The organism is Thermodesulfobacteriota bacterium, from assembly GCA_039028315.1.
Lineage (GTDB): Bacteria > Desulfobacterota_D > UBA1144 > Nemesobacterales > UBA2774 > CR02bin9.
Window position 1 is genome coordinate 1 of the sequence record JBCCIH010000029.1, and the last position, 14,797, is coordinate 14,797.

Sequence of the window (14,797 nt, forward strand, 5' to 3'; positions counted from 1 at the left end):
GTAAGGCTTCATTAGTTGAGTTCTCTCAATACTCATTGCCTCGCGCTCTACCTCATTTGCTAGTCTCTCACGTTTTGATGAGTGCTCTGCTATCCACTCTACGGTTTTTTCATCATATGGCGGAGATTTTTTTAAGAAAAGTGAATTTAGGATACGATGCACTATCAAATCAGGGTATCGCCTTATGGGTGAGGTAAAGTGTGTATAGTGAACAAGGGCAAGACCAAAATGCTCTTCATCCATAGCTGAATAAAATGCTCTTTTTAAAGAGCGGAGAATGAGCATGTTTACGGGTACTTCTTCATTTTTCCCTTTGGACTGATCAATAATCCTTTGTATATCCAAAGAGTCCATATTGTCATTAACAGAAAGCATATAGCCTAGTTTTTTGAGTCCGTCCTTAAGTTTTACAAGAGAATCCATGTCGGGTGTTTCATGTATTCTGTAAATAGAAGGCAATTTAGAATCAAAGAGGTAATTAGCCACTGCTACATTTGCAGCAATCATAAACTCCTCAATCATCTCATGCGCGAAGTTTCGCTTGGTTCTTATTACATCCACAACACGTCCAAGCTCATCTCTAACCAAATTAGGCTCTGGGAAATCAAAATCAAGCTTACCGTCTTTAATCCTGAGCTCTCTAATTTTTTCATAGAGCTCTTTCATTATCTTAAGAGTAGAAATGATTTCCTTTTGGTCTTTAGCGCTGCGGCCCTTTTTAGAAACATCACGTGCTACTTGGGTGTAGGTAAGTCGCGCGGAGCTATTGATCACGCTGTTGTAGATCTTAAAATTCACCATCTCACCTTTGCTATTAAAATCCATCTCCGCAGTTTTAGTGAGCCTATCTTCATTTGGGACCAGGCTGCATAGGTTGTTAGAAAGCTTCTCCGGCAGCATGGGGATTACACGGTCAGGAAGATACACACTTGTTCCTCTGCTAAGGGCCTCGTTATCAATTGCGCTGCCCATCCCAACATAATAAGACACATCCGCAATACAAACCCAAAGCTTATACCCGCCCCTGATCTTCTCGATACCCACTGCATCGTCAAAATCTTTAGCGTCCTCACCATCAATAGTAAAAATTGTGCGCTCTCTTAAATCAACACGTCGTTTTAGTTCAGAATTGGGTATTTTCTCAGAGATCTTATCAAGTTCAGTGTTTATATTGTTTTGAAACTCCTGAGACAGATCGTACTCGATCAAAAGGCCCTTTTTCTCAGTAGCAAGATCTCCCGCTTTCCCAAGCACTTCAATAACTTTTCCTTTCAGACGCCCACTTCTGGAAATCTTATTCTGAAGCTCGGCTACAACTAATACATTGTTTCTTAACTGCTTTATATCAGACGGCTGAAGTAGTATATGAGGGATAAGACTATCTCTGGGTATAATCTTGCCAGTTTTGCCGGTCCTTATAAATTTTCCGATTATTCGCCCATTTTTTGCAACACCTTTAAGACGCGCAGATGTTGAGCTCTTTTCGGTAAGTTTATTGTTGTTTTCCTTAGGGATGGGTTTTCTCTCTTTAAAGCCAGAAACTGTGTACTTCCCACCTTCTATCCTGGAAATTTTGCCCTGCATCATCATTTTTCTTAGAATCTTCTTTAGAATAGACCTATTTTCCTTGGGCATACCAAGACGGCGGGAGATTTCTTTAGATCTCATCGGACGACCGTTTGAGCTCTTAAGTAGTTGTATTATATCTTTAGGTTTAGGGATCTTCATAAACAATCACAGGAAGATGAAAAAAGCCACCGCTCGGACAAAAGCTAAAAAAGGATATGAAACATAAATATTTATTGATTTTACATTGTTAAAACACTTAGTTCAATCAGATGATAGATATTTGTTTTTGTAAAATGCAAATATTACCCGAATTAATTTGAATGTTAGCTTCAATTCAGATAGAATTTCTTTGCCTTTTATGTTTAGGTACTTATCAGGAGGAAAAGCTAAGTGTTAAAGAAAAATATTCCAGGTGCGATAGTTGTTTGTTTAATACTGTTTACCTTTGTTGGAATTGGACTTTATCTAGGTATTTCAATTAATTGGGATAAATATTTTAAGGTTCTGGGCATTGTAGCAGTAATCGCATTAATAATTTCTGCAATAATAAATACTGTGCCCTCTGGGGAATCTAAGAAATAGAGTTAAGGAGTTATAATTAGCTTACTTTCTGAAGCCTGTGCAGAAGGCGCTTCTTCTTCTGGATGGTACCTCATTAAATGTATTAGATAACTACTTGGGTTTTCATCGTTTTCCATATAAAACCTAGATTCATCTAAGAACTCTTTTACAACCATAATGCCAAAATCAAGTGTAATTCTGCTTGATCCCAAATCTTGACTATCCTTAAATTGAGTTACTATACCAAGCACATGATTTGCAATTTCGTCGGCATACTTGTTACCGCTCTGGTGCTGATAAATAATCCCCTTTTTCTCAGTTTCAAGGGTTTTATGAGCTAGATCCAGCCCAGAAACCAAGTCTTTGTTTGACAGGCTTTTATCCGCCCTGAATATTGCAACAAATCCTTTTTCTAAATGTGCAAAGAGCTCCGGATTATGTTTATAGAGCTCAGCTTTACGCACATAGCTCTTTGCGCCTTCTTTTTTTATCCTCTGCTGCATCATCTTTTGCTGGTGATGCTTTTGGCCCTGCTCGTAATATTGGCAATCAAGAGGGCAGTTTATTTGAACTCCCCTTTTCTCTCCGCAGCAAACCGCACAAATATAAGTTCTCTTAGCGGGGCAATACCTTTTAGCCTTTCTATTTTCGCACAACTCGCACTTAGCCATTTCCCTATAACCTTTAAGCACTATGTATGTTTTCTGAAATTATCCAGAAATTACTATAATTTAGTATGAGAACTTAGGATATCATTGTTATAGTTTTGATCAAGGCAGGTAAGAATCGAGAATGGATTTTATATATATTATGGCTTTCTAAGAGCAAGTCCCGTTGCTATATTCATTTTGGCTGAGACGTCTTCTATATATTCCGGGTCAAAATCAGAATCGCTGAAGTTTATATTTCTAAACGGATTTAGAATTCCAACATATGAGTTTATAGATTCCGATATGGAGTCTTTTAAGCCTGGAAGTGTTGCAGTGCCCCCGCTTAGCATTATTCTCTTTACATTCTCACTTCTGTGGGCAGTAGAGAAATTCTCAAGTGCATTTTTTATCTGACCAGTTATCGAATTTATAAATTCATTTGCTAAGTCTTGGACAACAGGGTCTGATGCGCCCGATCTAAGGTTGTGTTTTAACTCTTCTGCCTCCTCATAGCTTATATCCATATTGTCCATAATAAGGTCGGTATATAGCTCACCTCCTATCGGTAAATCCCTAGCATATACTGACTCGCCGTTATCAATAATGAGCATATTTGTAACACAAGCCCCTATATTGATAAGAGCCAAAAGACCCTCTGATTCGGGGTAGTTAATTTCATATACGCTTTCGAGCGAGAAAACATCGATATCAATCAACACTGGGTTTAAGCCCACATTGGTCAATATGGATAAATAGTCTTTTGTTACCTTTTTATTAGCACCAACTATCAGAACATCTATCATATCCCTTTTGTGATGGGTTGAGATTACATCATAATCATAGCTAAAATCCGAAGCAGAGCCTGTGTTTAGTTTTTCAAACTCCCACTTAACAGATTTTTTAAGCTCGGAATCCGACATATGGGGCAGACTTACACGTTTTAGGAGTACCGGATCTCCGGATATGGAAATGGCTGCATCATCCGCCTGGGTTCCTAGCTCTTGGATCAATTTTAGCAGCGTCTGAGAAACTACCTCGGGAGCTTCTATTGCTTTATTAACGATTGAACCCCTATCAATCGGGGCCTCTCCGATATTAACAAGATTATAGCCTGTTCCTAGCTCTTCTAACTCCACGACCTTGATTGAATTTGAGCCTATATCTATGCCTAAAATACTTCCGTTTCCTAATAACAAATTGTGCTCCTATTGTAATAAGCTCGCCGCCACACAAAGAATAAGTTGCAATAATAGTTAAGTATATCTGCTCTTTTAGAGTTATCTTTAGTTTTTTTCTTTAAGGGAAAATTAGTTGGGATGAATTTAATCTGTGATTATGAAATAGTAATACAAATGTATCTAGTTGCCGAAAACGTCTTCGTAGTAAATCTCTACATCTTTTGAAAACACTCGAGACGGATCAGCGGTAACTGATACTGTGAAGAACTGCCGCTCATAGGGATATAAAAGCGCGTTTGTTCCCTCTTCAAAAATCGAAATGGAATTGGCTTCAAGTATGCTTCCAGTCTCATCCTTGAGAACAATAACTACATATACTGCCTGCACCGGACTATCGCTGTTGTTAATAACTGCCCCGTTAAACTCGAATAAACCATCACTGTTAACGCTTTCCAGTATCGGGCCATCGAGCGCTACAACTCCTCCGTCATCGGGAGAATCGCATCCCCATGCGAAGAGCAATACGGTAAAAAATATTAAAAGGTACTTCTTCATCCTTTCCTCTTATCTGCCAAATCAGATATTGAGATTACATTCTTATCTTCTTCCTGGGCCCTTCGTTTGTCATCATCAGGTTCAAACTCTGACTGATGATCCTCTATAATATCGCCCAGAACTTTGTGCATAATTTTTAGAGCCCCAATTGAGTGCTCTTTGAGATATCCTTTTTCAAACACAACCTCTCTTTTTCTTCTCATTAGAAGATAGAAGATAAAGGCCTGGTTATTTAAAACGATAAGCATTGCCGCATAAAGCAGGTAATTGTCGGCAAACACCTGTTTAAGAATCGCCCTTGTGTCTGAATCAATCTTAACAATTCCCAAATGCGCGCTTTGGTCAGTTCCGGAGAATGGAACAAGAACTGATAATATTCCATTAGAATCTGTAACTGAGTACCCATCTTCAATATTATACTCTCCAGGTATCAGCCCTTCGTTGTTAAATACAACGCTGAAGAACTTAGGTGAGATCTCAAATGTGTTGAAGAGTTTTTTTCTGCCTAATCGTTTGTCCAAAAACATATAAAAGTCTCCGCTGGTAGGCTCGATGCCTTCTTCTGTATAGAAATCTATCGCAAGATCTCCGATAGTCTCTGATATAGCTCTTGTCTTAGAGACAAACTCCGTCTTGGCTCTGTTGAACTGAAACAAAAACACCAGTCCAATGAGAGCTAGAATACAGATCTCTATTCCAATAGCTTTTAAAATGAAGGACAAATTATTCGTTAAGCGCATTTTTTCATGAACTCTTCGAGTATCTCCTGAACCCCTTGGTCTTTTGTATGTCTTAGTAACATAAATATCATTCCGCCAAAGTCACGTCTCATATCACTATCGAGACTTCTGTAAAGATTAATCAGTGCCTTCTCAGAATCTGTGAGGACCTCAAAACTATCCTGCTCAATGTCCTCTTTCTCCATGAACCTTTTGAGCCTTTCTTTCTTGGCAACATTCCAGAGCTCCTCAATCTCTATCTCTAGAATTACGGCCATCTGACTGCATCTATCCAAACACGGAGCATCTACTTTTCCCGTCTCTAGCTGATGTACGAATACACTTGATACTTCTAGACTGCGAGCAAGCTCTTCTTGGGTAATATTCCTCTGCTTGCGTTTACTCTTTAAATAATCACCGAACCTCATATATTAATACCTCCAGCGTTATAAATTCTCCATCCCCAATGTATAAAATTATTCCCTATAATTCTACATTATAAATCTGCATAATGGCAAACATATTTTTGAGAAAATTTATAATAATTACGATAATTAATAGATAATCATTACGAAATCACTAGATATTTGTTTTATTATGTTAATCCTTGAATTGTAGACAGGAAAAAATTCTGATAAGAACTTATGCCCGGAGACAGAATCGAACTGCCGACACGAGGATTTTCAATCCTCTGCTCTACCGACTGAGCTATCCGGGCATACTGAAGTTTTTATTGAAATTAATGCTCGGTTATTTATTTAGGATTTATTAAAAAGCAAAATTATTCTACCTAAATTCAAATTATACGCAAGCACCGATATACAGATATCTGAGTAAATTCCTAACTAAAGGTTTATATATTTTTTCCCCAGGCGATCCAAGTAATCCATTTTTCATTTTAGTATCTCGCTAAACACCTTTGTGTTTGTACACCCGCATATATTTGATCCAAGATATGAACCTTATTGCTTTGAGATGTTACCCACTTTTTAAAATCTATTTAAAGGAGATGTAGCATGAGCATTCAATACATTCTGAGGTCACTTGTCATAATTTTATTTCTGGTTTTTTCCGTTTCACAGTCTGGTAATTCACAAGATTTTCAATGTATATATACACAGATTACAGACACAATAGACGCTGATACAAGGACTGTCAGCACAAATTCAGATGGATCACTTTTGGTCTTTGTATCAGATCAGGATTTTGCAGGCATGAATGTAGATGGAAATCTTGAGATTTTTCTATATGATGTGTTTTCAGAAACATTTACACAAATAACTGATACAACAGGAAATTTAAACATTAGTCCTACAATGAGTGGCGATGGATCGTTGGTTGTTTTCAGATCTACTCATGATTTGACCGGTTTTAATCCTGATGGTAATTCTGAGTTGTTCTTGCTAAAAACCGATACACTCACACTATCCCAGATTACCGATACCACAGGCGGCGGGTCGATAGCGAACGAAAATCCAAATATTAATTCCGACGGAACTCACATTGCGTTTCAATCCAATAGGGATTTCACAGGCATGAATGCAGATGGAAATAAGGAGATATTTCTTCTCGATATAGTCGGATTAGTCTTTACTCAAATTACAGACACAACTGTTATTGACCACAACGACATGCCAGCAATTAGTTTTGACGGGTCTCAAGTATCTTTCCAATCTGAAGGAGATCTTACAGGTGATAATGCTGATCTAAGCGAGGAATTATTTCTTTATGATGCAGTTACCGACACTATAACTCAGGTAACTAAAAGTACTGACAGCACATTTCAAAGTAACAGATTCTCTTCATTTAGTCCTGATGGAACACTCATTGCCTTTATGTCTAATCTGGACTTAACAGGTGAGAATCCAGCTGGTAATGAAATATTTCTCTACGACATAGTTACAGATGAGATCACGCAGATAACTATATCAATCTTCCCTGACGGAATTCCAAAATTCAGCCCTGACGGCAACTCTATTATTTTTTCAAGCGAAAATGACATTACTGGTGGCAATCCTGATTTTAATGCTGAAGTTTTTCTATACGATTTAATTGAAGATAGGTTTCTTCAGTATACAGATAGTACAGGAGGAGGACTGGGCATTTCAGCATCTTTCAATTCAGACCTTACTTTCATAGCCTCAAGGTCCGCAATGAATGTAACTGGAGAGAATGCTGATGAAAGCGTTGAGATCTTTATAGCAGATTGCATCGCTATAGTTCAAAACAGCGGTTCTGGCAGTGAAGGCGGCGGATGCTCTTTGGCGCCTTCTTCCAGAGATAATATTGCTGATCTGTCACTATTGATGCTTATACCGGCTTTAATAGTAATTAGAAGATTCATATTCTAATACTAATCTAAATATATCTAAGATAGTTCTTAACAAAATCCTTTCTAAAAAGTCCCTTGTTCTAAATGGATCAGGGGACTTTTTTTATTTGTAGTGCTGAATTGAATCATACCTGTCGATAAACTATAGGAGCCTAGAACGAACGTTTGAACCTTGTTGTTCTGAGATGTTACCCACTATTTAAGATCAATTAAGTAAGGAGGCTTTATGATGAGTAATCAAAGTAATTTTTATCATCTAGGAATAATGCTAGCAAAAGGCAAAGCGTGTGTTCTTCCACTAATACTTATAGCAGTTTTTATTTCTTTACCAATATTCATGTCATCTTGTGTATTAGATAGAGAGGGCCAATTACAGTCCTATGACTGGTTGGTATCCGATAGCGGCCGAGGGCAGTGGCAAAAAGTCGCTCAAGACGGATCATCCCCTTTAGACTTGGTCATTGGAGATTGCTGTCATACGGTAAGATCAAATGCATGTGCCAAGCAAGAAACATCGCTGCAGCATTTAGGATATTTTGATCATGCAGTCTCGAACTATGGCCATGGTTCGACCGATGTATTCAGGAGCACAAATGGCAAGTGGGAATTTAGATCAATTACAAAAAACGGTCCTAATAACTGGCAGGCTAGCGGATACAATTTCTTAAATAGTTCTAACGTATCTTCTATTGACCTGCGCCTTGTAGACTTTGACGGCGACTGCAGAACGGATGTGTTTGCTACATGGGGCGGTAAGTGGAGAGTGTCAGAAGACGGCACTGGGCCTTGGAAGGTAGTGAACTCTTCTAATGTGAAGGTTAAAGATCTTCGTTTTGGAGATTTTAATAACGATGGCGAGACCGACGTTTTTGGCTCTTGGGGTGGTAAATGGTGGGTCTCCTATAGCGGTGAGACAGCATGGGATGATATAAACAGTTCAAATGTTAAAGTTTCCGAGCTTATTATCGCGGATTTCAAGGGCGATGGTAGAGCGGATGTCTTTGCTACCTGGGACGGAAAGTGGTGGGTTTCCGAAAACGGCAACCAAGCTTGGAAGCAAATTAATACCTCTAACATAAAAGTGCCGGATCTTCGGATCGGTGATTTCAATGGGGACGGCAGAGCAGATGTATTTAGCACCTGGGGTGGACAGTGGCATGTCTCATGGGCCGCAGAGTCGGCCTGGAACCCTATTAACACTTCCAGCAAGCAGGTTCACGAGCTTCGCTTTGGAGATTTTGACGGCGATGGCAGAACAGACGTTTTTACAATTGTACAAACCCCATGATATCAGAATCTTAAACATATAGATTAAAAACAAATAAAGGGAGCACCAGGATAATATCCTAAACTGCTCCCTTTTTCTTTATCAAGATGGCTTTGTTAAAAAAGACAAAAGGGAGAACAGCCTTAGCCCTAAGGACCGTCCTCCCCCCGCCCACACAAAGGAGATATGGAGAGATAAGGACCCTAATCGTTAAATTAGGGTCTTTGTGTTTTTTATACTCTTATTTTTATAAATCAATCCAATACAGCAGCTGTCCCATAACGCCGTACTGGTCTTTCTCTAATCCACCGTCTTCAGTTACAAAGAATCTCTCATCAGAGTGATCCCATCTGAATTCCGCTCTGGCTTCAAAGTTGTCAACAAATCTGTTGCCAGCAATTAAGCCTTTAAACGGTTTAACGGAGATTGTTGGTGTAAACTCGTATACGCTCTGGGCTGTACCGGTTCTGAAGCCGTCTTCATCATCAAAGTACTCACCTCTTAGCGCTAGTGTGATAGCTGGGTGAACATCTGCAACGATGTAACCAGCGATACCCCACCATGATACGGTGTCTTCACTGCCAAGCTCATTAAAGACAACATCCTGCTGCCATCCAAAGTCAGCATCAACAATGAAAGTTAGCCAATCCATGAACGTAACGGTACCAACGGCTGTAATAAGCTCACGCCATCCGTTAGTTTCGTCAAATCCAATTTCGCCTGGCTCTCTGCCGAAGTAACCTGTAACACCGATCCAAAGATCTGTGATTGCTCCGCCGGAGTGGCTAAAGGCTATCTGAGACTCAATTGTTACGTTGTCATTTAAGTCTTTAACCTGGTCCCAACCGTTGTTAAGACCTGCGGTTATTGTAAGTGGTCCTGCTGTGTAGTCAGCTCTTATACCAGTGTGTGTAAATGGTATAGCGAATCCGAATAGGATAGAACGTGTAATGTTTGGATTGTCCTTAGCTTCGATAACCTCATAACCAGCTAGTGTTACAAATTTACCAGCGTAGAAGTTAATTCCGTTTCCTACAGGTGCCAAGAACTGCAGGTATGCCTGATAAGGATCTACAACATCACTGCTAAGTCCGTTTGAAGCAAGCAGTGGTGCCTGTTCTCCAAATAGAATGTCAGCTCTAAATCCTATAAGATCCATAACGCTGCCTTCAAGAGTCGGAGTCTTGGATACCGACAAAGTAAAGGCGTTGATAGCGAACTGCTCGTTGTCAGGATATAGTGGTCTTAACTGTAGATCATTTGTTGAACCACGATCAAATACATACTGGTATGTTGTATCTACATAAAAACCAATATCGATCGCATCAAAAAAGCTCATAAAACCATCTAACTTGAGCTCTGTATCCTCCTGCTTGGTCTCAATCTCTTCAACTTTGACCTGAGTTGCTGCCTTTTCGGCTTCCATCTGCTCAATTTTCTGCATAAGCATTTCGTTCTGCCTACGGTTCTCCTCAATCATCTGCTTGAGTTCTTGAGTAGTCTGAGCATCGGCTGTAAAAGCGCCAAATGGCAGTACAAGTGTTAACACTAAAAATAAAATCGTTAACCTTTTCATATCTGACTTATCCTCCTTTGAATTGGATTTAAATTCTTTTTTTAGCTGCTCCCCGTTTCCACGAAGAGCAGCTAACCTTGAGTCCTTTTTAATTATCTTATTGATCCTCTGAAGGCATGGTCATTGTTGAACCGCCAGCTTCAGCAATCTGCTGGAAGTCCGGATATGCCATCATACCGTGCTCACCAAGATCAAGTCCCATGAGCTCTTCCTCTTCGGAAACTCTAAGTCCCATGATCACTTTGATTAGTAAGAACAGGATCAATGCACATATAACTGTGAATACTCCGTATGCAACTACACCGATTAGCTGAGTGATAAAGCTAAAGTCGGCTGAGAAAATACCCACTGCGAGTGTGCCCCAGATACCGCATGAGAGGTGAACTGAAATAGCACCAACCGGGTCATCAACTTTTGCGTATTTGTCAAAGAAAAGAACGGACGCAACTACTATAAGACCGGCGATAAAGCCTACGATAACTGAATAAAACGGGCTTATAACATCCGCTCCTGCTGTGATACCTACAAGACCGGCTAATGATCCGTTAAGAATCATTGAGAGATCCGGCTTTTTGAACACTATCCAAGATAGGAACATCGCGCCCATAACCCCGGCTGCAGCTGCAAGAGAGGTTGTGACAAATACTAATGACACAAGCTCTGGGTCTGCTGATAGAACTGAGCCGCCGTTAAATCCGTACCATCCAAACCATAGTAAGAACACACCTATGGCTGCAAGCGGAAGGCTATGACCTGGAATTGGTTTTAAGCCTGATTTTGTATACTTGCCAAGACGTGGGCCGAGTATTATGGCTCCAATTAGTGCACCCCATCCTCCAACGCTGTGCACTAGTGTTGAGCCTGCAAAATCGTAAAAGCCCATTGCATCAAGCCATCCTCCACCCCACTTCCAAGAACCAGCAATTGGGTAAACTATTGCAACGAATATTATTGAGAAAATCAAGAAACTGCTAAGTTTTATTCTTTCTGCTACTGCTCCAGAAACAATTGTTGCCGCTGTAGCAGCAAACATTGCCTGGAATATGAAATCAGTCCAATATGTATATCCGCCATCAGCGTATTCGATAAGTCCGGCTGCGCCTTCTGGGGCTGCAATGCCGAATCCTGCAAAACCGAAATACTGGCCGATTGAAAAATCGCCCGGATACATAAGATTAAAACCAACAATCGCATATGTGAGAATACCTATTGAAATGATCGAAACATTTTTAAATAAAATATTGGTTGTATTTTTTGCTCTAGTAAGTCCGGATTCTAATGATGCGAATCCAAGGTGCATAATAAATACTAAAAAGGTAGCAACAAGCATCCATACGTTATTTGCTGTAAATACAGCATCGGCTGCTGTCGGACCTGCATCTTCTTGAGCAAAAGCCGAGTATGCTCCGATAACAAGCAAACTCAGCAGTGTAAAAGTAGTGGCCTTGGTAGGCTTCACTATAAATCTGCTTAAAAAATCTTTCATCTCTGCACTCCTCCTTTGGCAAGGTCTAAAAATTGATTTTTCCAAGCATTAAATTGCAAAAGATATGCCAAGAGTGAGTAAGAAGATAGAAATATTCGTAATATGCTGCAATGAAAGAATAATTGTTAAGAGTGAATAAAGGGTGGTAATAATAGGTTGGAAGTTAGAATCAAAAAAGGTGCTTAGCAATTAAGCACCTTAGTTCGATTTTCATGCATGATTTTGTGCAAAAGTTTTATATGAAATTAAGTTCTACGCTACTCAATATCTAGCACTTTTCCTTTAGTTTCTGGTAGTGTCATAACTACTACTGCAGCAGCAATGGCAAATATAGAGACAGTGGCCAGACCAGTAGCAAAACCATGAATGCTTACAATATAGCCAATCATAGGGGGCGCTACAGCAGAAACGCCGCGTCCTACGTTATAGCAAAAGCCTTGAGCAGTTCCTCTTGCTCTGGTAGGGAAAATTTCTGAGAAGATTGCTCCAAAACCTGAGTAAAACCCGGTTCCGAAGAACCCAATAAAAGGACCTAGAATAAGGACTTCTTTTAATGTAGTGGCATGTCCGAAAAACCAGACTAAAACGGCCATGATTAGAAGATAGGCTACAAAAACAGGCCTTCTTCCTATCCTATCGCTTATAAAACCAAATGTATTACAGCCAATAAAAGCACCTATATTAATTGGAATAATCCATATAAAACCTTTTGTATCGAGCCCAACTCCCTTATCGCTTGCGAGGAACTGCGGAAGCCAGAAGTATAGCCCCCAATACGCGATCATACATAAGCTAGTAAGTAAAGTGGCTGTAATTGTATATCTTAATAAATCAGGCTCAAAAATTTGCTTTAGAGTAAAAGCCTGACCTTTTTCACTTAATTTGCCCTCGTCCCTCTTCGCCTTAGTCTCCTTCCATACCTCTGGCTCATCTAAATGACGCCTAATATAGAAGACCAAAAATGCAGGCAACACCCCTATTAGGAACAGGATCCTCCATCCCAAATCAAGTCCGTCCATTTGATAACCAATTAGAGGAATAGTATATATAACGCCTTCTTTTAAATTTGGGATGATAAGCGTGGCTAAAATGGCTGCAAGGATATAACCTATGCCCCAACCACTTTGCACCATGCCGATAACTTTGCCCCTGTGCTCTTTTGGCCATTTCTCTGCCACAAGCACCTCTCCAGATGCCCATTCTCCTCCCATGCCCAGTCCTAAGAACAAACGGCAAACTAGTAAGAATGAGACGGTCGGCGCAAAAGCGCTAATTCCTGTAAATAGAGAGTAAAGTAAAATACTGTAAGTAAGGGCTCTTACCCTTCCAATATAGTCTGAGATTATTCCGAAAACTGCTCCGCCAAAAGCTGAGGAAAATAGAGTGACTGAGAACAGCGCCCCAACCCAGGCTTCAGAAAGATTAAATACCTTGCCGATTGAACCCACTGCAAATGCAAAAAGCAAAAGGTCCATGGCATCCAGGGTCCATCCCAAAAATGCCGCATAAAAAGCTTTCCACTGATCGGAACTAATATCATTCATCCATCCGAACAGTCCTTTACTTGAAGAGCCGTTACTCATATCCTATCCTCCGAGTAGTTATCCTTAGTGTTCCCATGGTACTAAATTCCTAAGCCCCTGTCAATCCCATAAAAGTGAAATAAACCCTTTATAATAAGGAAAATTTTACTGCATAGTCCGTCATTTTTCACTGTTTAATTTTTCTTGACTTAGCTCCGCTTCGGGTTAAATTGTAAAAGCAATGAGCACAAAGCAGCTATATATAGAAACATACGGCTGTCAGATGAATGAGTATGACACTGACAGGATCAAAAACGCTCTTGACGCTGAGCCGACTGATGATCCGAAAAAAGCAGATATTATTATTGTAAATACCTGTGCTATAAGAGAAAAGGCCGATCAAAAAGCGTTTAGCAGCCTTGGCAAATATAAGAAGTTAAAAGCCAATGACCCTAACAAAATAGTAGGAATATCAGGGTGCGTGGCACAGCTCTATGGTGACAAGCTTCTTAAGAAAATGCCTCATATAGATTTTGTGCTCGGACCAAGGGCAATTCCTAAACTACCTGAGATCATTTCAAATATAGAGAGAGAAAAACAAAAGACAGTTGAGACTTCCTATGACATTCAAGAGCTCTTTGAAATTGAGCCCTATCATCAAAAAGGAAAAGTCACTGCATTCGTGTCAGTTCAACAGGGATGCAACAAGAGATGCACATACTGTATTGTGCCAAGAGTAAGAGGTGATGAAGTTAACAGACCCCTTAATGATATACTCAGGGAAACCCAGAACTTAGTTGACAAGGGAGTTAGAGAAATAACCTTCATAGGCCAGACAGTTAACTCCTGGAAACAAAACGGCTATAAATTTGGTGATTTATTAAGGGCGGCAGGCGATATTGAGGATCTAGACAGAATACGTTTTACAACATCTTATCCTAGAGATATCACAAGGAAAATGATTGATGCTATGACTGATGTGCCCCAGGTATGTAATCACCTACATCTTCCTGTACAGTCTGGATCAAATAAAGTACTGAGCGAGATGAAAAGAACATACACAAGAGAATGGTATATCGACTCTATTCATAGACTAAAGGACTCACTTCCTGGTATTGCAATATCAACAGACATAATCATTGGATTTCCTGGAGAAACGGATAAAGATTTTGAAGAAACCATGTCACTGATGAGAGAAATAGAATTTGAAAGCTCCTACTCTTTTAAATTCTCGCCGCGGCCCGGAACAGTGGCCGCAGATTTTTCGGAGGACACATATGTTGATCCTGACCTTGCGAGCGAAAGACTTACCGAGCTTCAGTCATATCAGAAAGAAATTACGTCCACAAAAAATAAATCTCGTGTAGGCTTAATAGAGAAC

13 protein-coding genes and 1 tRNA gene are annotated in these 14,797 nt (G+C 39.9%); 4 read left to right on the top strand and 10 right to left on the bottom strand.

The features are described from left to right. On the bottom strand, positions 1–1,728 hold a 1,728-nt coding region (locus AAF462_03260; protein MEM7008130.1), incomplete at its 3' end, for a VacB/RNase II family 3'-5' exoribonuclease. A 231-nt stretch (positions 1,729–1,959) separates the two neighbouring features. Between AAF462_03260 and AAF462_03265 the strand changes: the two genes are divergently transcribed. Then, positions 1,960–2,151: a hypothetical protein gene (locus AAF462_03265; GenBank protein ID MEM7008131.1), complete on the top strand. Its 192-nt coding sequence runs from the start codon at positions 1,960–1,962 to the stop codon at positions 2,149–2,151. A gap of 2 nt (positions 2,152–2,153) precedes the next feature. Here AAF462_03265 and AAF462_03270 read toward each other — a convergent pair whose 3' ends face one another. The 6 genes from AAF462_03270 to AAF462_03295 form a co-directional block, all read right to left on the bottom strand. Then, positions 2,154–2,801 (bottom strand): hypothetical protein, encoded by a 648-nt coding sequence (locus AAF462_03270; protein ID MEM7008132.1) that lies wholly within the window; start codon positions 2,799–2,801, stop codon positions 2,154–2,156. Positions 2,802–2,938: 137 nt separating this feature from the next. Then, entirely contained in the window at positions 2,939–3,976 is a 1,038-nt protein-coding gene (gene pilM, locus AAF462_03275; GenBank protein MEM7008133.1) for a type IV pilus assembly protein PilM, read from the bottom strand. A 162-nt stretch (positions 3,977–4,138) separates the two neighbouring features. After that, positions 4,139–4,513: a hypothetical protein gene (locus AAF462_03280; GenBank protein MEM7008134.1), complete on the bottom strand. Its 375-nt coding sequence runs from the start codon at positions 4,511–4,513 to the stop codon at positions 4,139–4,141. Beyond that, complete coding sequence (locus AAF462_03285; protein MEM7008135.1) at positions 4,510–5,253, bottom strand: hypothetical protein; 744 nt, start codon at positions 5,251–5,253, stop codon at positions 4,510–4,512. Before AAF462_03285 ends, AAF462_03280 begins: the two co-directional genes overlap by 4 nt. Beyond that, a complete protein-coding gene (locus tag AAF462_03290) occupies positions 5,244–5,660 on the bottom strand; it encodes a helix-turn-helix transcriptional regulator (GenBank protein ID MEM7008136.1) in 417 nt (138 codons plus the stop codon). The genes AAF462_03285 and AAF462_03290 overlap by 10 nt, the downstream gene beginning before the upstream one ends. A 217-nt stretch (positions 5,661–5,877) precedes the next feature. Beyond that, a tRNA-Phe gene (locus AAF462_03295) sits at positions 5,878–5,950 on the bottom strand. A gap of 298 nt (positions 5,951–6,248) precedes the next feature. Between AAF462_03295 and AAF462_03300 the strand changes: the two genes are divergently transcribed. Continuing rightward, the gene (locus tag AAF462_03300; protein MEM7008137.1) at positions 6,249–7,583 is read left to right on the top strand and encodes a hypothetical protein; all 1,335 of its coding nucleotides are present in this window, start codon (positions 6,249–6,251) and stop codon (positions 7,581–7,583) included. A gap of 210 nt (positions 7,584–7,793) precedes the next feature. Continuing rightward, a complete protein-coding gene (locus AAF462_03305; protein MEM7008138.1) occupies positions 7,794–8,852 on the top strand; it encodes a VCBS repeat-containing protein in 1,059 nt (352 codons plus the stop codon). Positions 8,853–9,078: 226 nt separating this feature from the next. Here AAF462_03305 and AAF462_03310 read toward each other — a convergent pair whose 3' ends face one another. The 3 genes from AAF462_03310 to AAF462_03320 form a co-directional block, all read right to left on the bottom strand. Continuing rightward, the gene (locus AAF462_03310) at positions 9,079–10,407 is read right to left on the bottom strand and encodes an outer membrane beta-barrel protein (protein MEM7008139.1); all 1,329 of its coding nucleotides are present in this window, start codon (positions 10,405–10,407) and stop codon (positions 9,079–9,081) included. Positions 10,408–10,504: 97 nt separating this feature from the next. Further along, positions 10,505–11,737, bottom strand: a complete 1,233-nt coding sequence (locus tag AAF462_03315; GenBank protein ID MEM7008140.1) for an ammonium transporter — start codon at positions 11,735–11,737, stop codon at positions 10,505–10,507. 413 nt (positions 11,738–12,150) lie between these two features. Further along, the gene (locus tag AAF462_03320) at positions 12,151–13,476 is read right to left on the bottom strand and encodes an MFS transporter (GenBank protein MEM7008141.1); all 1,326 of its coding nucleotides are present in this window, start codon (positions 13,474–13,476) and stop codon (positions 12,151–12,153) included. 181 nt (positions 13,477–13,657) lie between these two features. On the opposite strand from AAF462_03320, the gene miaB reads away from it, so the two are divergent. Next, the coding region (miaB, locus tag AAF462_03325; protein ID MEM7008142.1) for a tRNA (N6-isopentenyl adenosine(37)-C2)-methylthiotransferase MiaB at positions 13,658–14,797 on the top strand (1,140 nt) is incomplete at its 3' end.

Excerpts from the sequence above, each read along its gene's own strand:
- AAF462_03315 (MEM7008140.1), bottom strand. The coding sequence starts at position 11,737 with ATGCTTGTTGCTACCTTTTTAGTATTTATTATGCACCTTGGATTCGCA.
- AAF462_03300 (MEM7008137.1), top strand. The coding sequence starts at position 6,249 with ATGAGCATTCAATACATTCTGAGGTCACTTGTCATAATTTTATTTCTG.
- AAF462_03305 (MEM7008138.1), top strand. The coding sequence starts at position 7,794 with ATGAGTAATCAAAGTAATTTTTATCATCTAGGAATAATGCTAGCAAAA.
- AAF462_03310 (MEM7008139.1), bottom strand. The coding sequence starts at position 10,407 with ATGAAAAGGTTAACGATTTTATTTTTAGTGTTAACACTTGTACTGCCA.
- AAF462_03320 (MEM7008141.1), bottom strand. The coding sequence starts at position 13,476 with ATGAGTAACGGCTCTTCAAGTAAAGGACTGTTCGGATGGATGAATGAT.
- AAF462_03280 (MEM7008134.1), bottom strand. The coding sequence starts at position 4,513 with ATGAAGAAGTACCTTTTAATATTTTTTACCGTATTGCTCTTCGCATGG.
- AAF462_03290 (MEM7008136.1), bottom strand. The coding sequence starts at position 5,660 with ATGAGGTTCGGTGATTATTTAAAGAGTAAACGCAAGCAGAGGAATATT.
- AAF462_03270 (MEM7008132.1), bottom strand. The coding sequence starts at position 2,801 with ATGGCTAAGTGCGAGTTGTGCGAAAATAGAAAGGCTAAAAGGTATTGC.
- AAF462_03285 (MEM7008135.1), bottom strand. The coding sequence starts at position 5,253 with ATGCGCTTAACGAATAATTTGTCCTTCATTTTAAAAGCTATTGGAATA.